The 17,833-nt window shown below is 29.2% G+C and carries 16 protein-coding genes and 1 pseudogene; 15 read left to right on the forward strand and 2 right to left on the reverse strand.

Features of this window, described 5'->3' with window-relative positions; genetic code table 11:
- Positions 1 to 146 precede the first annotated feature (146 nt).
- From coaE to BQ7358_RS05905, 7 genes are all read left to right on the forward strand, one after another.
- Entirely contained in the window at positions 147 to 743 is a 597-nt protein-coding gene (gene coaE, locus BQ7358_RS05875; RefSeq protein ID WP_234971570.1) for a dephospho-CoA kinase, read from the forward strand.
- A 3-nt stretch (positions 744 to 746) separates the two neighbouring features.
- Positions 747 to 1,490, forward strand: coding sequence for an ABC transporter ATP-binding protein (locus BQ7358_RS05880; RefSeq protein WP_062173914.1), 744 nt, complete (start codon positions 747 to 749; stop codon positions 1,488 to 1,490).
- A complete protein-coding gene (locus BQ7358_RS05885) occupies positions 1,483 to 2,700 on the forward strand; it encodes an ABC transporter permease (protein WP_062173913.1) in 1,218 nt (405 codons plus the stop codon). The genes BQ7358_RS05880 and BQ7358_RS05885 overlap by 8 nt, the downstream gene beginning before the upstream one ends.
- 13 nt (positions 2,701 to 2,713) lie before the next feature.
- The gene (locus tag BQ7358_RS05890) at positions 2,714 to 4,114 is read left to right on the forward strand and encodes a protoporphyrinogen/coproporphyrinogen oxidase (protein ID WP_062173911.1); all 1,401 of its coding nucleotides are present in this window, start codon (positions 2,714 to 2,716) and stop codon (positions 4,112 to 4,114) included.
- Positions 4,115 to 4,132: 18 nt separating this feature from the next.
- Positions 4,133 to 5,572: a leucyl aminopeptidase gene (locus tag BQ7358_RS05895; RefSeq protein WP_062173909.1), complete on the forward strand. Its 1,440-nt coding sequence runs from the start codon at positions 4,133 to 4,135 to the stop codon at positions 5,570 to 5,572.
- A 619-nt stretch (positions 5,573 to 6,191) separates the two neighbouring features.
- Positions 6,192 to 7,307, forward strand: a complete 1,116-nt coding sequence (gene ald, locus BQ7358_RS05900; protein WP_062173907.1) for an alanine dehydrogenase — start codon at positions 6,192 to 6,194, stop codon at positions 7,305 to 7,307.
- 184 nt (positions 7,308 to 7,491) lie between these two features.
- Complete coding sequence (locus BQ7358_RS05905) at positions 7,492 to 8,868, forward strand: amino acid permease (RefSeq protein WP_083577637.1); 1,377 nt, start codon at positions 7,492 to 7,494, stop codon at positions 8,866 to 8,868.
- A 64-nt stretch (positions 8,869 to 8,932) separates the two neighbouring features.
- Here BQ7358_RS05905 and BQ7358_RS05910 read toward each other — a convergent pair whose 3' ends face one another.
- The gene (locus BQ7358_RS05910) at positions 8,933 to 9,478 is read right to left on the reverse strand and encodes a thermonuclease family protein (RefSeq protein WP_072520328.1); all 546 of its coding nucleotides are present in this window, start codon (positions 9,476 to 9,478) and stop codon (positions 8,933 to 8,935) included.
- Between the two features lie 325 nt (positions 9,479 to 9,803).
- Between BQ7358_RS05910 and tsaE the strand changes: the two genes are divergently transcribed.
- From tsaE to mnmA, 6 genes are all read left to right on the forward strand, one after another.
- Positions 9,804 to 10,265 (forward strand): tRNA (adenosine(37)-N6)-threonylcarbamoyltransferase complex ATPase subunit type 1 TsaE, encoded by a 462-nt coding sequence (tsaE, locus tag BQ7358_RS05915; protein WP_072520329.1) that lies wholly within the window; start codon positions 9,804 to 9,806, stop codon positions 10,263 to 10,265.
- Positions 10,253 to 10,930 carry a tRNA (adenosine(37)-N6)-threonylcarbamoyltransferase complex dimerization subunit type 1 TsaB gene (gene tsaB, locus BQ7358_RS05920; RefSeq protein WP_062173899.1) on the forward strand — a complete coding sequence of 226 codons (678 nt, stop codon included), beginning with the start codon at positions 10,253 to 10,255 and terminating at the stop codon, positions 10,928 to 10,930. The genes tsaE and tsaB overlap by 13 nt, the downstream gene beginning before the upstream one ends.
- The gene (gene rimI / locus BQ7358_RS05925; protein ID WP_062173897.1) at positions 10,914 to 11,366 is read left to right on the forward strand and encodes a ribosomal protein S18-alanine N-acetyltransferase; all 453 of its coding nucleotides are present in this window, start codon (positions 10,914 to 10,916) and stop codon (positions 11,364 to 11,366) included. Before tsaB ends, rimI begins: the two co-directional genes overlap by 17 nt.
- Complete coding sequence (tsaD, locus tag BQ7358_RS05930) at positions 11,353 to 12,375, forward strand: tRNA (adenosine(37)-N6)-threonylcarbamoyltransferase complex transferase subunit TsaD (protein ID WP_062173895.1); 1,023 nt, start codon at positions 11,353 to 11,355, stop codon at positions 12,373 to 12,375. Before rimI ends, tsaD begins: the two co-directional genes overlap by 14 nt.
- A 159-nt stretch (positions 12,376 to 12,534) precedes the next feature.
- Positions 12,535 to 13,659, forward strand: a complete 1,125-nt coding sequence (locus BQ7358_RS05935) for a cysteine desulfurase family protein (RefSeq protein ID WP_062173894.1) — start codon at positions 12,535 to 12,537, stop codon at positions 13,657 to 13,659.
- Positions 13,656 to 14,768 (forward strand): tRNA 2-thiouridine(34) synthase MnmA, encoded by a 1,113-nt coding sequence (mnmA, locus tag BQ7358_RS05940; protein ID WP_062173891.1) that lies wholly within the window; start codon positions 13,656 to 13,658, stop codon positions 14,766 to 14,768. The genes BQ7358_RS05935 and mnmA overlap by 4 nt, the downstream gene beginning before the upstream one ends.
- Before the next feature lie 98 nt (positions 14,769 to 14,866).
- Here mnmA and BQ7358_RS05945 read toward each other — a convergent pair whose 3' ends face one another.
- Positions 14,867 to 15,859, reverse strand: coding sequence for an ornithine cyclodeaminase (locus tag BQ7358_RS05945; protein ID WP_062173889.1), 993 nt, complete (start codon positions 15,857 to 15,859; stop codon positions 14,867 to 14,869).
- Positions 15,860 to 16,168: 309 nt separating this feature from the next.
- Between BQ7358_RS05945 and BQ7358_RS05950 the strand changes: the two are divergent.
- Both BQ7358_RS05950 and BQ7358_RS05955 read left to right on the forward strand, forming a co-directional pair.
- A pseudogene (locus BQ7358_RS05950) lies at positions 16,169 to 16,950 on the forward strand (HAD family hydrolase).
- A 10-nt stretch (positions 16,951 to 16,960) separates the two neighbouring features.
- Complete coding sequence (locus BQ7358_RS05955) at positions 16,961 to 17,707, forward strand: DeoR/GlpR family DNA-binding transcription regulator (RefSeq protein ID WP_062173885.1); 747 nt, start codon at positions 16,961 to 16,963, stop codon at positions 17,705 to 17,707.
- Positions 17,708 to 17,833 lie beyond the last annotated feature (126 nt).

Below are 17,833 nucleotides of genomic sequence, written 5' to 3' on the forward strand. Positions count from 1 at the left end.
AGAAGTTTAGTAAATTTTATGGGAGTAGGTTTAAAAGTAAATTGGTTAGCAATTATAATTTTTGTCCTACTCTCACTTTTTTATAGATATTAAATAATTAATGTGTTAAAATTATATTTAAGTTGTTTGAATTCTTATAAATGGAGATGATTTGTTTGAACGTAGGAGTTACAGGAAGTATTGCCTGTGGTAAAAGTGCAGTTTCAAATTATTTAAAAAAACTTGGATATATTGTTATTGATGCAGATAAAATCGGGCACGAAATGCTAAATAGTAAGGACGTAGTAGAAAAACTTGTTAAGATTTTTGGTGAGCAAATTTTAGATACTTATGGAGTGAATCGTTTAAAACTCGGCAGCTTAGTATTTGGTAATAGCAAGAACTTAGAGAAATTAAATGAAATAATACATCCTAAAATAAAAAATGAGATAAGAAAAATTGAAAAAAAATATTTTAAAGAAAAATTAGTTTTTGTTGATGTTGCATTACTTTTTGAAGCAAAATTTAGTGATTTAGTAGATAAAACAATAGTTGTTTATTGTGATGAAAAAACTCAGTTGGAACGATTAATGAAGAGAAATAATTTAACTAAACAAAATGCTTTAAGAAGAATAAGCAGTCAATTAAGTTCAAAAGAAAAAGCGAAACTGGGTGATTACGTAGTGAATAACAGTAATTCATTAGAATTTACTTATAAACAAGTAGATAATATTATAGAAGAATTGTTGAAAGGGGACGGGTAATTAATGATAAATATACTTGAGATAAAAAATTTGACAGGAGGTTATAATAGAAAGAAAGTAATAGAAAATATTAATATAGAAATTCCTAAAGGGAGTATAACAGCACTAATAGGTTTAAACGGTGCAGGTAAGAGTACAACTATAAAACATATATTAGGACTTCTTAATGCTATGGAAGGTGAGATAAAAGTAAATAATCTTACAATGGAAAATGATAATGAAAATTATAGAAAGAGCATTACCTATATTCCGGAATCTCCGGTATTGTACGATGAACTCACATTGGAAGAACATATTAACTTAACCGCTATGGCTTATGGGTTAGATATGAAGCATACTTGGGAAGTTGCTGATGAGTTATTGGAATTATTTAAGTTGAGTGATAAAATAAAGTTTTTCCCCGTTCATTTTTCAAAAGGGATGAAGCAAAAGGTAATGATTATTTGTGCCTTTTTAGTAGAACCTAGTCTTTATATTATAGATGAACCGTTTTTAGGTCTTGATCCGATTGCGATTAATGATTTAATTAATTTAATGTGTAAAAGGAAAAATGCAGGTGCCAGTATTTTGATGTCTACTCATATATTGGCAACAGCAGAAAAATATTGCGATAACTTCGTTATTATTCATGAGGGAAAAATATTGGCAAGTGGGAATCTTGATAAGTTAAGAGCGGAGTTTAAAATGGCAGGTGCGTCTTTAGATGAAATATACTTGGCTTTAACCGTAAGAGGCAATAATGACTAATATTACGACTATTTTCAATGATCGGAGAAAAAAAGAGCGAGAGAAAAGGGCATTATATAGTAAGTACATATTTAATTCGCACCTGATTATGTTTCTTATTATCGTGCTTGGGGCTGTAATGATAAATTACTCAAAATGGTTGGCTGTTGCTACTAAATTTGAGATGAAGGCAGTATTAATCGTAGTAATTTTACTTTTAAGCTATTTGATTACTTTCACGAAAGCTAAAACATTTATAAAAGAAGCGGACTCAGTTTTCTTACTTCCGCTCGAAAAATACTACGTTGAAGTATATAAAAATACTTTAACGATGGGTACAATAGGGCATTTGGTAATGACGGTGATATTTTATTTTGCGACTAAACCTATTATTGACAGAGTAGGAGAATTTCAAAATAAATTACAAATTATAAACATAGCAATTTTATTTTTAGTGATTATAGCTGTCAATGGAATGAAGTTGAGAGAAGCAGTTTATAACAAACCGCAAATAACTAGTTCTGTACTTCAGTATTTAATTTTGGTATTATCTTTATTAAGAGTGGTATTACATAAAAATTATTATGATTATATGGCAATAATAATTTTTATTATTATGGTTATGGTAATGATAAAAACAAATAAGGTTTATACTAATATAAATTGGTACGGAGCAGCGGATTATGATAAACAACGTAAGGAAAATTATTTAAAATTTGTAAATATGTTTGTAGATGTACCGATGGATAATATAAAAGTAGCCAGACGAAAATATTTTGATATATTATTGCCAAAATTAAAAGAAGATAATTTTTCTGTAGAAAATAGTTTTAAATACTATTATTATCGGGTATTTTTAAGACAAGAAAATACGGTATTTTTAGCATTAAGACTAATGTTGGTTGCAGTAATGTTTATTTACAGTTTTAAAAATAGTTATGTATCAATGGTAATAATCGTATCATATAGCTATTTGACAATAATCCAGTTAGTACCCTTATATAAAAAAATAAATAATAGTATTTGGAGTCATGTGCTTCCGGTAAAAGAAGAGATTAAAGTAAATAGTTTTAGACATTTGTTAACTGTTGTTATGTTATTGACTACATTATTACTGATATTAATATCAATATTATTAACCAATATTAACATGAATAATATAATAATAAATATAGTAGCTTTAATTTTGGCAAATTTAGTAGCAAGAATTTTTATAGTAAAGGTGAAATAAATTAGGAGAAATCATGAAGAATATAGCGATCATTGGGGGAGATTTATCCGGAGTAAGTTGTGCATACTTTCTTGATAAATTTTCAAACATTAATTCAAAAAAATATAATATTGATATTATTGAGAAAGATTTAGAATTTGCCAAAAATAGATTTGGAAAATTTCAATATGGGCAAGAGATCTATGATAATGGTTGGCATAATGCAATATATGGGCAAGGTATATTATTTTACTTAATGATTGAGCTTGGACTTCATAGATATTTAATAGAGAGCAGTAACACTAAAAAAGTTTTCTTTACAAAAGAGGGAGTAAAATATCTTCCTGAGAAAATGCTTTATGGTTATCCGTTGGAAAAAAGAGAATTGTTATTTTCAGATTTATTCGATTTTAAAGAAAAATTATCTATTGCTTATAATATGCACAAAACAATGGAAGAAGAAAATATAAAAAATATGACGGTAAAACGATTTTTTACTTCTAATATTAATTCTAAAATATATCATAATCTTATAGAGCCTTTATTAACAAGTCATTATGGAAGCGATGTTTCTAATCAGAATATGGTAAGTTTAATGCCGGAGCTTTCATTTTTAACTATTCAAAAAGAAGATATTAATGAAGTACTAGAAGATATGTATAACAAGAATGTTACTGATAATATTAGCATAGGAAATAAATATAGGTTAAAATTCACTTTAAAGTCTTTTGTAGAAACATTAGAGTCAAATTTTTCGGATAGAGTATTTTTAGAATTTAATAGGAAAATAGAAAAAATAGAGAAAATAGATAATAAATATTTAGTTCATTCCAATGGGAGAATTTATCAATATGATTATGTAGTATTAGCTTTAAATCATAACAATTTTTTGCCGTGGTTTAATGGAGATAAAATGGTAGAACAATTTTTTTCCACTATAAAGTATGTATCTAACATAGTAGTAACTTTTGTTTATAAGAGAGAGGATTTACACATAAATAGAGAAATAGGAGAGATAATTTTTCCGAAAAATACCGGTAATTACGTAACGAAGTTGGAGTATGTCAGTAACGAGTGGATAGATATAAAAATGAGTGGAATACAAATAGTAAGGGCTTATGTTAATCGGCAAAATAAAGTTAATGAATTATTTGAAAAAACAGATGAGCAGATAAAAGAATTAATAGAAAAAGAAATTCAAATGGTTCATGGTTTTGTAGGAATACCGGAAAGATATTATGTTAATAAAATAGAAGATAATTATAGATATTGTAATGGAAAGTATAATAAGAAAATTAACAGTTTTGTTGATTATATGAAAGAAAAATATCCGAACCTATATATAATAGGAACATCAAAAAAAGCCACTAATCTCGAAAATACAATATTGGAAGCAAAGGAAATTGCAAAAGAAATATTGGAAAAAATAAGATAAATGAAAGGAATATAAAAAATGAATATAGAAAAAATAAAATTTAATACAACCGATAAAAATGGGGTAAAAGTAACACCTATATTTGAGGATAAGGAATATAATAGTGAGTTATTACATTATACAAAAGAAAAAGAATTATTTTCAGGAAAATTAAATGAAATATTTAATAATTTGCCATATAACGAAGAAAAAGAAATTTTATTAGGTTTAGGAAAGTTCAAAGAAATAACTGAAGATGAAATAAGAGAAGTATTTTTTAAATTGGTAAAAAATTTATTAAAAGTAAAAGAATATGAAGTTAATATACAATTACCAAAAATAGATCATTTAACAGGTAGCTTTGTAGTAAAAGCTGCAGTTGAAGGAAGTTTGCATGCTATTTATAATTTTGATAAGTATAAGAGTGATAGGGAAGAATTACCGATATTAACGATAAATATTTCAACGGAAGAATTAATAAATACATTAGAAAAAGATATAAAAGAAGCACAAGATATTATGGAGGCGATATTTTTCTCAAGAGATTTAGTTAATGAAAGAGCGGAGTATTTATATCCGGAAACATTGGCAAATATAGTTGTTGAAAAATTAAAACCACTGGGAGTAACAGTAGAAGTATATGATGAAAAGCAATGTGAAGAACTAGGTTTGAAAGGACTTTTAGCTGTAGGTCGTGCTTCTGCTAGAAAACCTCGATTTATTGTGATGAAGTATTTAAACAATGCTGATAGCGATGAAGTAACGGGATTGGTAGGAAAAGGTGTAACTTACGATAGTGGAGGTTATTCGATAAAACCGACAGCTAATAGTATGGATATTATGCACTGTGATATGGGAGGAGCAGGAACCGTAATAGGAACAATGCACCTTATTGCAAAAAGAAAATTAAAAACAAATGTAATTGGAATAGTTGGGGCTTGCGAAAATATGATTTCCGAAAGTGCATATAAACCCGGCGATATTATTGAAACATTATCGGGAAAAACAATAGAGGTTCTTAATACAGATGCAGAGGGAAGAATAACTTTGGCAGATTCTGTATATTATGCAACTGAAAAACTAAAAGTAAATAAAGTAATAGATTTAGCAACATTAACCGGAGCTTGTTTAATAGCTCTAGGAGAATTTTATACCGGAGCGATTACCAATAACGAAAATTTCTTTAATGAATTAAAAATTGCTTCATTAAAAGCAGGAGAACGAGTATGGCAACTACCTGTAGATGACAGTTTTAGAAAATTAAATAAATCTTCGGTAGCTGATGTAAAAAATACCGGTGGTAGATTAGGAGGAACGATAACAGCAGGACTGTTTATAGAAAATTTTGTAGCAAATGATGTTCCGTGGATTCATTTAGATATAGCAGGAACAGCATACTTATCAAATTCTGAAAAGTATTTACCAAAAGGAGCAACAGGGGTTCATGTAAAAACGTTATTTAATTTACTAAATAAATAATGATAAAAAGATATAGTGATTTATAAGTGAGAATTTGTTAAAACATTTTTACTTATAAATCATTTATTTTTTTATAAATCGTAAAGTTTTCAAGTTATAAAACATAAGAATAAGTTGTGTTATAAAAATATAGAAAAAATGAAAATGTAAATAATATATTTTCCACATAATGTATAAAAATAATAAATTTTATGATAACAATAAATTAATATTTACATAAATTTTAAAGACAAAAAAATATGATGAGAATAAATCTCACATTGTAACTTATAAAAATCAAACATTATAAAATTTGTATATTAGGAATAAAATAATTATTAAAAAACATTATATCAATATTATAAAACATTATCAAAATATCTATTTTATGAAAACATAAAATCTGTTTTTCTGTATTCTTTTCTTAAAGAAAATAATCAAAAAAAGGCAAAAAATTCATTTGGAAAAATAAAATATAAATCCTATCACAACAGGAAAATAATAAAAAATTCAAATTATTGTAACACATCGGTATTTAAGGAAAATATTTACATAAAAACTTTCATATAAAAACGCTTTCATTTTGTATTTTTTTGTGATAAGATATAAATACAGAAAAAAAAATTAGGAGGTAAGGGAAATGATTATCGGAGTACCAACAGAAATAAAAAATAACGAAAGTAGAGTATCTGCAATTCCAGGAGTTGTTCATGAATTAGTATTAGATGGACACACTGTGTATGTAGAGAAAGGAGCAGGGGTAGCTTCAGGTATTTCAGATGAAGAGTATGAAAAAGTGGGGGCTGTTTTATTAGATAAAGCAGAAGATGTATGGAATAAATCAGACTTAATCTATAAAGTAAAAGAACCTATTCCTTCTGAATACAAATATTTCAGAAAAGGACTTATTATCTATACTTATTTACACTTAGCAGCAGATCCGGAGCTTACAAAAGCTATGGTAGATACCGGAACAATCGGTATTGCATTTGAAACTGTTAAAGTGGGACGTTCACTACCATTGTTAAGACCAATGAGTGAAATCGCAGGGAGAATGGCTGTTCAAGAAGGAACAAGATTCTTGTCTAAAGTACAAGGTGGAAAAGGTAAATTATTACAAGGTGTACCAGGGGTACAACCAGGACATGTAGTAGTAATTGGAGCAGGGGTAGCTGGAACAGCTGCAGCAACAGCGGCATCTGGACTTGGTGCACGTGTAACTATGTTAGATGTTAACTTAGATCGTTTAACAGAATTATCACATATCTTTGGCGGAAAAGTTGAAACTGTTTACTCTAACAAATTAAACATTGCTAATGCTATTAAATCAGCTGATTTAGTGGTAAGTACAGTATTAATCCCAGGAGCTAAAGCACCTAAACTTGTAACTAAAGAAATGATTAAAGATATGCCAGATGGTGGTGTAATCGTTGACGTAGCTATTGACCAAGGTGGTACAACAGAATATACTGAAGGACGTCCAACAAGCCATGATAACCCTATCTTTGTAGAAGAAGGAGTGCTACACTATTCAGTAGCAAATATTCCGGGAGCAGTAGCTGAAACAGCAACTTATGCATTATGTAATGCAACTGCTAAATATGTTAAACTAATTGCTAAATTAGGTGTTAAAGATGCAGTAGTTAAATTCCCAGAATTAGTACCTGGTATAAACGTAGCAAATGGAAAAGTTACTTTCAAAGCAGTAGCTGATGATTTAGGATACGAATATACTCCGGTAGAAGAAGCATTGTAAAAAATATTACAATAAAATAGTAAGTAGTTTAGGAAGTGGAAAAAAGAATACTTGTACCTTTTTTCCACTTCTTTTAAATAGGGTGGGAGCAAATATTTGTAGTAAATGATATATGACTGTGATATAATATAACGATATTATTTAAATGTAAATAATATTTGTTATATAATTTAAGGAGGAAATGATGAGTGTATTTAGGAAAAAATCAATTGATTCTATTTTAGCCGAATCTAAAAGTAAGACTTTAACCCCTACTATGAAAACATTGGATTTAGTTTTGTTCGGTATAGGTGCTATTATTGGATCCGGGATATTAGTATTAACCGGAAAAGCATCATCTGAAGCAGGACCTGCGGTAATATTCTCGTTTTTAATAGCGGGGCTTGCATGTTGTTTAGCTGCTTTATGTTACGCAGAGTTAGCTTCTACAATACCGTCAAGTGGAAGTACCTATACTTATTTATATGTTTCTGTTGGAGAGATAGTAGCATATGCAATAGGTTGGGTATTAATAGGAGGATATGTTCTTACATCTGCTACGGTAGCAAACGGATGGTCTAGTTACTTTTCACGTCTATTAGCAGGTTTAGGTGTTAACATGCCTAAAGAGTTTTACACATTACCATCAGCTGGTGGATATGGAAATATTCCTGCGGTAATTATTGTTTTATTAATAATATTTATTCTATCTAAAGGTACATCTAGCAGTAAAGTGGTAAATAATTTAATGGTTGCTGCTAAAGTGGGTATCGTAATATTATTTGTTATTGTTGGTTCATTTTATGTAGAACCTACTCATTGGACAGACAATTTTGCTCCAACAGGTTTTTCTGGGGTAATGTTAGCAGCAACAACAGTGTTTTTTGCTTATTTGGGATTTGATGCCATTTCTACTTCGGCAGAAGAAGCTATCCATCCTGAAAAATCTTTACCTAAAGCGATTATTATTACTATGATAGTATGTACAGCATTTTATATTTTGGTATGTTTAGTTTTAACCGGGGTAGTACCTTATACTGAATTAGGAACTGGGGATGCACTTGCCTTTGTTCTCGAAACTGTAGGTCAACATAAAGTAGCCGGTATAGTATCGTTAGGAGCTGTTATCGGACTTATGGCAGGTATTTTATCATTTATATATGCAGGTATTCGTATTACTTATACAATAGCACGTGATGGTTTACTACCTAAATCTTTGACAAAAGTTAATAAAAATAAAGTACCAAGTACTTTAACTTGGGGATTGGGAATATTAACAGCATTATTAGCAGGTTTCTTGCCTTTAGGACAATTAGCTGACTTAGCTAATGTTGCCTCTATTATTGCGTTTGCATTAGTAAGTTATACAACTATCGTGTTTTATAAAAAATATCCTGATTTAAAACGTGGTTTTAGAGTTCCGGGTATGCCAATTTTACCGGCAGTATCAATAATTCTGTTTGTAGCATTATTATATAGTGTAACATTAAAAACATGGATTATCTTTATAGTTTGGGTAATAATTGGAATGATAGTGTACTTTACTTTCTCATATAGAAATAGTAAGTTAAAAGAAGAATAGAAGTATCTTAGAAAAATCGGGCTGATAGTATTATCAGCTCGATTTTTATGTTTTCAGATAATTATTAGTTACTCCATAAATTTCGTTTATTACTTTTTGCAATATTTTGTGCTTTTTTAAATTTGTTTAAGTATCGTGTATCCGGTGCTTTTACATATTTTATTTCTGCCAGTCCTGATAATAGCAATTCTTCTTGAATTGATTTTCCATCTGCATAGACGTAACATAATGCACGATGGTATTTATCTTCTTTTTGATAAACATCAAATTCTATTTCTATATTTTGTGCATTTTTTAGTAATTTTTCATTTAATTCGCTGGCTTCAGGTCCGTATGGTTGAACAGCAACACCACGTTTTACAGTTTCAGGTGTATCTATAAGTAGATATCTTACTTTTAAATTTTTCTTATTAAATCGCACGACGATAGTATCACCGTCAATTTTTTCAACGAAGTTAACCTTATATTTAGTAGTATCTCCTTTTACTTCTACATCATTTATTATTTGTTTATTATATTTTTCTTGAAAATGAGTATTAAATATAAAGAATAATATTAAAAATATAGTCGAGAATATTCCGACACAGATAATAAAAATTTTTTTGTTCATAGTTATCCCCCTCAATGTTATTGTATCACTTTTATATATAAAATCAATGTTATAATTGGAATAAAATGGTAAATATGATATTATAGAAGATGTTAGAAAAATGAATTTCTTTTTTCACAGAGTAATGGTGTTAGATATAATAAACTGATTAATTTTATCTTAATTTATAAAGAGTAAAAAATTATTTTATAAAATCTTCCCTGTAAAATGTTTTAGCACTTTACTCCTTTAACCATAAATATAGAAGTTAAGAATTTTTTGATTTAATGGTAGTGAAAAAAGATAGTATATTAAAATTTGTAAAAAACTTATTAAAGGACATATTATGTTGGAAATAACTATAAAAAATTTACATGATACGGAGCGTTTAGCACATATAGTGGCTGACAGCATAGATAATAAATTGTTACTTATGCTTAATGGGGATTTAGCTGCCGGAAAAACTACATTTACGAAATATTTAGCACAGAATTTAGGCGTAAAACAAGTCGTTAACTCACCAACGTTCAATATAATGAAAGAGTATAAATCAAATAAAGGAAATTTATATCATATTGATGCGTATCGACTGGAAAATAGTAGTGAAGACTTAGGGTTTGAGGAAATTTTTTACGAAGATAATATTTGTATTATCGAATGGGGGGAGTTTATTGAAGAATATCTTCCTATGGAGCGTTTAGTATTTAATATAACATTGCACGAAGATGAACGTGTTATTACTATTTTTAGTGACGATGAGTATCACAATCGTATAGTAGAAAGGATAAAAGAAGAATGGTCAGTTTAGTAGTGGAGGCATCAAATAGCTTTCTTTCGGTAGCATGTCTTAAAAATGATAAAGTGTTGGCAGAAAGAAATATATCATGCTCCAATAATTTATCATCAATTATTTTAACAGAAATAGACAGATGTTTAAATATGGCAGGTGTAACCAAAAAGGATTTAAAGGAAATAATATCAAGTAAAGGCCCGGGCTCTTACACAGCGATACGAGTTGTCGCTGCTGTTTGTAAGACATTTTCTTATGCACTAAAGATACCTATTAAAGTTATTTCCAGTTTGAAGTTACAAGCATTGATTGAATATGAAAGTGATAAGCTGATTGTACCTGTTATTGATGCAAGACGTGGAAGTGTTTTTGGAGCTGCATATAAACGAGAAGGTAATGATTTAGTAGAGGTATTGGAAGAAAGTTATTATACACTTGTTGAATTAAATGACTTTATTTTATCACAAAATATACCTACTATATACGTGGGAAAAGATGTAGAAAAATTATCAGATAAATTATTGGATAACACGTTGATATCAATTAATACTGATGCTATAAAAGCAGCAAATATATTAAAAATATATAATTATTTAGAAAAAAGTGATTGTTTTAATATGACACCGCAGTATTTAAGAAGAACAGAGGCAGAAAGGGAATTAAAAAATGATAAAAGTAAATAAAGTAGATATAAATAATTTAGATGTATTATCAAAAATAGATATTGATAATTTTGATGATGCGTGGACAAAAAGTATGTTCAAAACAGAGTTGGAACATGAAAATTCGGAGTATTTCGGTTTGTTTAATGATGACGAAATAATCGGTTTTTGTGGGGGATGGTTGGTTGCGGATGAGTATCAAATCAATAAAATTGTTATTGATAAACCACATAGAAATAAAAAATTAGGGCAAATCTTTTTTACATACGTAATGCAATTTATGAAATTAAAAGGTGTTAAGAAAGCCCTAGTAGAGGTAAGAGTTAGTAATATGCCTGCCATTACTGTTTATGAGAAAGCAGGTTTTCAGACGATTGATATGAGAAAAAATTACTATAAAAATAACGGTGAAAATGCTTATGTAATGGTAAGGGATTTTAGCAATGAAAGATATTAATATATTAGCGATAGAAACCAGTTGTGATGAAACAAGTGTTGCTGTTGTAAGAAATGGTAAAGAAGTTTTATCCAATATTGTAAGTTCTCAAATAGATACACATAAACAGTTTGGGGGTGTTGTCCCTGAAATTGCCAGTCGTCAGCATATAGAGGTTGTAATTCAAATAGTTGAGGAAGCATTAGATGAAGCGGAAGTAATTTTAGATGAAATAGATGCAATATGTGTAACACAAGGTCCGGGATTAATAGGTTCGCTTTTAGTCGGCGTTAATGTTGCTAAAACATTGAGTTATACTCTTGATAAACCGTTAATTGGAGCACATCATATTGCCGGGCATATTTATGCGAGTGATATTGATAATAATATTGTTTATCCGTCATTAGCACTTGTTGTTAGTGGTGGGCATACAGAACTTGTTTATTTAAAAGATGAACTTGATTTTGAAATTATCGGCTCCACTCATGATGATGCAGTTGGTGAAGCGTATGATAAGGTTGCTCGTCAATTAAATTTAGAATATCCGGGAGGGACAAAAGTAGATAAGTTGGCGAAATTTGGTGAAGATAAATATAAATTTCCACGGGCAATGATTGATAGTGACGATTACCATTTTAGTTTTTCGGGAATGAAATCTGCTGTAATAAACTTTGTTCATAATGCCAAACAACGTGGAGATAAGATAGTTTTTGCAGACTTGGCATGTAGTTTTCAAACGGCGGTAGTCGACGTCCTTATTACAAAAACAAGAAAAGCGATAGAAAATTTTGACGTAAAACAGTTAATACTTGCAGGAGGTGTCGCCGGCAATAGTGAATTACGCTTGCAAGTTTTAAACTTAGAGAAAGAATTAGGAATAGAAGTATTAATACCAAAAATGAGTTATTGCAGTGATAACGCAGCGATGATAGGAGCGGTAGGATATTACTATTACAAACATAAACTATTTGCAGATCCGTTGTCATTAAATGCAAGATCAACATTAGATTTGGAAGAGATAAGAAAGTAGAAAATAAATTTAGTTATATTTTATTAAAAGCCATTGTGATGATTATTTTTTTGAAACTTTATTTCTAAAAAATAGAGAAATAAACTAAAAGTGATTTTGATTTTATTTGACCTTTATTTATGATACAATGGATTGAATAGATATTAGGAGGCGGATGTTATGGAGAATATATATTTAGACTATGCAGCTACATCAAAAAAACATTTTGATATAATAGAGAAAAATTTAAAATTATTAAAGGAAATTTATGCTAATCCCAGCAGTAGTCATACCTTAGGGAAAAAAAATGCAAAATTAAAGAAAGAAGCACAGCAAAAAATAGCATATTCAATCAACGCACAACCCGAGGAAATTATTTTTACTTCCGGAGGGACAGAAAGTAATAATACTGTATTTAATCATGTTTTTAACCGTTTTAAAAGTGGGGAGATTATTATTTCTGAAATAGAGCATCCATCGGTAAAAGCTAGTGCCAGACATTTAGAACATTTCGGTTTTACAGTAATTGAGTTGGCAGTCGGAAAAAATGGTATGGTTAGTTTAGAAGAACTGGAAGATAAAATAACGGATAATACGGTACTTATTTCTATTATGTTTGCAAATAATGAAACGGGTGTTTTAAATCCGATTAAAGAAATTTCAAAATTAATATCGGGTAAAAATATTTTATTACATAGTGATATTGTTCAAGCATTTGCTAAAATTGAAATTGATGTAAAAGATTTAGGGGTAGATTTTGCTTCGGTATCTGCACATAAAATAGGTGCATTAAATAATTTCGGTTTTTTATATGCTAAAAACGGTATAGTTGAGCCTTTTATTTTAGGCGGCGGTCAGGAAAACGGTTTACGCTCAGGAACCAGTGATGTTTTGGGGGCATTAACATTAGCCGACAGTATTGATGAAACTTTAAAGACCGTTCCATATTTAAGAGATTTAAAAAATTATTTTATTGAAAAATTAGAAAAAAATAATGTAGAGTTTGAAGTGAACGGGGCAATAGAATATTCATTACCAAATATATTAAATATTTACTTTAAAAATATTGAATCGCAGCGTTTGATTACTTATCTTGATGCTAATGAAGTATATATTTCCGGCGGTTCGGCGTGTAGTTCCGGTAATATTAAAGGTAGCAAAATAATTACACAGATGTATAATATAGAGCGTGCGGCTCATTCTGTCAGAATAAGTGTGGGCTTTGATGTTGATAAAAAAATGATAGACAATGTTATTAATAAAATAGTATATCTTGAACAAAAAATTAAAGAAAGGAATAAATGATGAACGGAAAAAAAGTAGTTGTTGGTATGAGTGGAGGTGTTGATTCATCAGTTACAGCATACCTTCTGAAACAACAAGGTTACGAAGTTACCGGAGTTTTTATGAAAAACTGGGAAGAAAAAGATAATCATGGTGTTTGTGTCGCAGAAAAAGATTATAAAGATGTAATAAAAGTATGTGAGCAATTAGAGATACCGTACTACTCAATAAATTTCGAAAAAGAATATTGGGATAAGGTGTTTACGTATTTTTTAGATGAATATAAAAAAGGACGTACCCCTAATCCTGATATTATGTGTAATAAAGAAATTAAGTTTAAGGTTTTTTTAGAATATGCTGAAGACTTAGGTGCTGATTATGTGGCAACCGGTCATTATGCCCGTCTACAAGATAAAAATGGTGAACGATTGTTACTTCGTGGTGTTGATAGTAACAAAGATCAAACTTATTTCTTATCGCAGTTAAAACAAGATCAAATAAAAAATATATTATTTCCTATAGGAGAGCTTGAAAAAAAAGAAGTTAGAAAAATTGCCGAAACAGCAGGACTTGCTACTGCGAAGAAAAAAGATTCAACCGGAATTTGTTTTATTGGTGAGAAGAATTTTAGAACATTTTTATCACAATATCTCCCGGCAAAAAGTGGAAAAATGATTGATCTTGATGGTAATATCCGTGGAGAACATGCAGGGCTTATGTATTATACTATAGGTCAACGTCATGGGTTAGGTATTGGTGGAACAAAAGATACAGATGGAGAAGCATGGTTTGCTTGTGGAAAAGATTTGGAAAATAATATACTATATGTTTGCCAAGGTTTTCATAATGAATATTTGTATTCAGATAGTCTGTTTGCTAGCGGGTTATCATTTACAACCAAAGAAGAACTACCGAAAAACTTTAGCTGTACGGCAAAATTTCGTTATCGTCAGCAAGATACCGCTGTTGATGTTGAAGTATTAGAAGAAGGAAAGGTTAAAGTAACATATAAAGAGCCTGTAAGAGCGGTAACACCGGGACAAGCTGTTGTCTTTTATAACGGAGATGTTTGTTTAGGTGGTGCAACAATTGATGAAGTATATAAAAACGGAAAAAGATTACAGGTGTAATGCAAAACAGAGAAAAGAATAATTTAATAAACTAGCCCCCCTAAATAGGTTTAGGAAGCTAGTTTTTCTATACATATTCTATCTTTTTGAGCAAATTTCTATATTTTTATATAGTTTCCTATACCAATTTTTGTTGCTTTTTTTATTATTGCTTCGGAGGTAGCTACATCTAAAACGGCACTACCTACAGATTTGAAGAGTGTGATTTCATCATTATTTTCTCTACCGCTAACTTTTTTTGAAATTAGTTCTCCTAACTCACCGGTAAAAGATGACTTATTGATCATTTTTTCTTTTAAAGCCAGTAAAATATCTCCGGCTTCACTTAATACTCCATTATTTGTATCAAAGAAAATTTTATCAGCTCGAGTTGTTATTTTCGGAGGAAGTTCAATCATTTCAGGGGTGTAAGAACCGATACCGTTTATATGGGTACCAAGTTTTATAAAGTCCGAATTAAAAGTAGGTGTAGTAGAGGTAGTTACTGTAGTTATAATATCAGCATCGATAATTGCAGTATTTGAATTTTCTAATGCAATTATTTTGGTATTAAAATGTTTGAAGTCATTATTAATTAATTCAACAAATTTTTTAGTTTTTTCAAAATTTCGACCGACAACACGAAGTTCATCCAGTTTTCTAATGGTAAGCATAGCATGTGCTTGTTCATATGCTTGTCCGCCTGTTCCGATTAATACAGCAATTCTACTATTTTTTTTAGCAAGTAAGTCTGTAGCGGCTCCTTGTAATGCAGCCGTACGTAGCTGTGTTAAGTAAGTGCCGTCTAAAAGACCGGAGATAATACCGGTTTTTGAATTAAAAACAAGCATTGTTGCAGGAACGGAAGGAAGATTATTTTTTACGTTATCAGGATAAACAGATACGATTTTTATACCGAGAGAATCGTTTTCACCACTAATACAGGCAGGCATAAAAAGTGCTTGTCCGTTATATTTATCAATGTTTAAATTTGTTCGTAACGGGACGATTGCATTTTTATTTGAATAATTTTTAAGTGCTTCTTTACTAATTTCAATTGCCTCTTTCATTGTTATACATTTTTTAATGTCTTCTTTTGTTAAAATAATCATATTAAAACTCCTAACTGAATTTTATATTTATATAAGTTAAATATATACTGAAATAACCTTTAGGTCAATAGTACAATTTTTATTTAGTAAAAATTTTATATTAAATACAATTTATTATAAACTGAAAAAATAATATAAATAAGTTTTTTTAAGTTTATGAAATGTATTTTAAATGAAATATAGGTATTTATACTTTAAATATAAAAAATAACTTAAAAAAACTTGCAAAAACTTAAAATTAATGATAATATATAAGTGTAAATAATTAATCAAGGAGATAAAATAATGATAAAACATTTGTTTTTAGATATGGATGGAACTTTATTAAATAGTGAAGGAATCATAAGTAATAGTACGGTAAAATTGTTAAAAAAATGCAAATACCACTTACGTTAGTATCGGCAAGGGCACCTATGGAAATGGAAGATACAATAAATAAATTGGATTTGAATTCAATTCATGTGGCATTTAATGGTGGATTGATTTATGAAGTGAATAATGGCAAAAAAAATATTTTATATAAAAAATATTTACAATTTAGCGTTGCAAGAGAATTAGCACTTGTATTAAGAGAGCAGTTTCCAAAATTAAGTATTAGTGTTTATGATGAAGAAAATTGGAATACCGACATAATCGATGATGGAATACTTTACAAACAAAATATTACCAAAAAGGATTTTAATATAGTAAACTTTAAAGAGTATTTCAATAATTATCACGAAGTATTTAAGTTAATGTTAATAACTTTTGATGATAATGAAATGGAAAAAATAAATAATTTTTTAGCAAAATATAGCGACAAAAATATTAGTGTTTTACGTTCAGGCAAAAATCATTTGGAAATAACCCATTCGCTGGCAATGAAATCTACGGGAATAAAATTTATTCAATATTTAAAAAATATAACAAAAAAAGATTGTGTTGCCTTTGGTGATGGGCACAATGATATTCCAATGTTCGAATGTACTGAGTATAGGGTAGTGATGGATAATGCACTAGCAGATATAAAAAAATATGCAAATTTTGTTACAAAATCTAATGATAAAGATGGGGTCGTGTATGCTATAAAAAAATATGTAAAATATTTGTAAGGAGCAGAAAATGTATCAAGCACAACGTTTGGAAAAAATAATGGAATTACTAAGCAAAAAAGGTGTAGTATCAGCTAAAGAAGCGGTTGAATATTTAGGGGTATCGAGAGATACAATTCGTCGTGATTTTTTGATTTTAGGAGAGCGTGATGATGTGCAAAGGACACATGGTGGTCTTATAAAACAAAAAGAGAGTGCTCATGTAAGCTCATATAATGAAAGATTGAAAATGTTAACGCCGGGAAAAAAAGAAATAGCGTATAAAGCAAAAAAAATGATAAAAGAAGAAGGTGTATATTTTTTAGGTGCTTCTACAATAATAGAGAAGTTAGCACAATTGATAAAAGAAAAAATTATTGTTTATTCACATTCATTAGATGTAGCGATGGTTTTAGCTGGTAATGATAATATTAATTTTAATCTTATCGGCGGAAAATTTTTCAATAAAAATAGATTTTACTATTCACCGGAAAGTACGGAAATTTTAAAAAATATTAGTTTTGATATTGTATTTATTGGGGCAGCCGGGGTTAAAAATGGCGTTATAACCCTTGACGATTATGAAGATGTTGCAATAAAAAAATTGGTATTAAAAAATGCCAAAATAAAGGTACTTTTGGCAGAAATATCGAAATTTGAAAAAAGTGCTAATTTTATTTTGGGAGATATAACAGAGTTTGATTATTTAATAACAGATAAAGAGCCGAGTGCAGAACTTTTAAAACTATTAGGAGAAAAAGTACAAGTAATTTATTAAAAAACATTATGATATTTAATTGAAATTTTATAGATTAATTTATATGACGTGTATAATTTATAAAATATATTAATTATTAAGAGCCGGATTTAAGTTAAAAACTTTATCTGGTTTTCTTATATATTT

The organism is Gemella massiliensis (assembly GCF_900120125.1).
GTDB classification, from domain to species: Bacteria; Bacillota; Bacilli; order Staphylococcales; family Gemellaceae; genus Gemella; species Gemella massiliensis.

Bases quoted from the DNA above. Each gene is read 5' to 3' on its own strand.
- tsaE (WP_072520329.1), top strand. From the start codon at position 9,804: ATGTTGGAAATAACTATAAAAAATTTACATGATACGGAGCGTTTAGCA.
- BQ7358_RS05935 (WP_062173894.1), top strand. From the start codon at position 12,535: ATGGAGAATATATATTTAGACTATGCAGCTACATCAAAAAAACATTTT.
- BQ7358_RS05910 (WP_072520328.1), bottom strand. From the start codon at position 9,478: ATGAACAAAAAAATTTTTATTATCTGTGTCGGAATATTCTCGACTATA.
- tsaB (WP_062173899.1), top strand. From the start codon at position 10,253: ATGGTCAGTTTAGTAGTGGAGGCATCAAATAGCTTTCTTTCGGTAGCA.
- ald (WP_062173907.1), top strand. From the start codon at position 6,192: ATGATTATCGGAGTACCAACAGAAATAAAAAATAACGAAAGTAGAGTA.
- BQ7358_RS05955 (WP_062173885.1), top strand. From the start codon at position 16,961: ATGTATCAAGCACAACGTTTGGAAAAAATAATGGAATTACTAAGCAAA.
- BQ7358_RS05895 (WP_062173909.1), top strand. From the start codon at position 4,133: ATGAATATAGAAAAAATAAAATTTAATACAACCGATAAAAATGGGGTA.
- BQ7358_RS05905 (WP_083577637.1), top strand. From the start codon at position 7,492: ATGAGTGTATTTAGGAAAAAATCAATTGATTCTATTTTAGCCGAATCT.
- tsaD (WP_062173895.1), top strand. From the start codon at position 11,353: ATGAAAGATATTAATATATTAGCGATAGAAACCAGTTGTGATGAAACA.
- BQ7358_RS05880 (WP_062173914.1), top strand. From the start codon at position 747: ATGATAAATATACTTGAGATAAAAAATTTGACAGGAGGTTATAATAGA.
- BQ7358_RS05890 (WP_062173911.1), top strand. From the start codon at position 2,714: ATGAAGAATATAGCGATCATTGGGGGAGATTTATCCGGAGTAAGTTGT.
- BQ7358_RS05945 (WP_062173889.1), bottom strand. From the start codon at position 15,859: ATGATTATTTTAACAAAAGAAGACATTAAAAAATGTATAACAATGAAA.
- BQ7358_RS05885 (WP_062173913.1), top strand. From the start codon at position 1,483: ATGACTAATATTACGACTATTTTCAATGATCGGAGAAAAAAAGAGCGA.
- mnmA (WP_062173891.1), top strand. From the start codon at position 13,656: ATGATGAACGGAAAAAAAGTAGTTGTTGGTATGAGTGGAGGTGTTGAT.
- coaE (WP_234971570.1), top strand. From the start codon at position 147: ATGATTTGTTTGAACGTAGGAGTTACAGGAAGTATTGCCTGTGGTAAA.
- rimI (WP_062173897.1), top strand. From the start codon at position 10,914: ATGATAAAAGTAAATAAAGTAGATATAAATAATTTAGATGTATTATCA.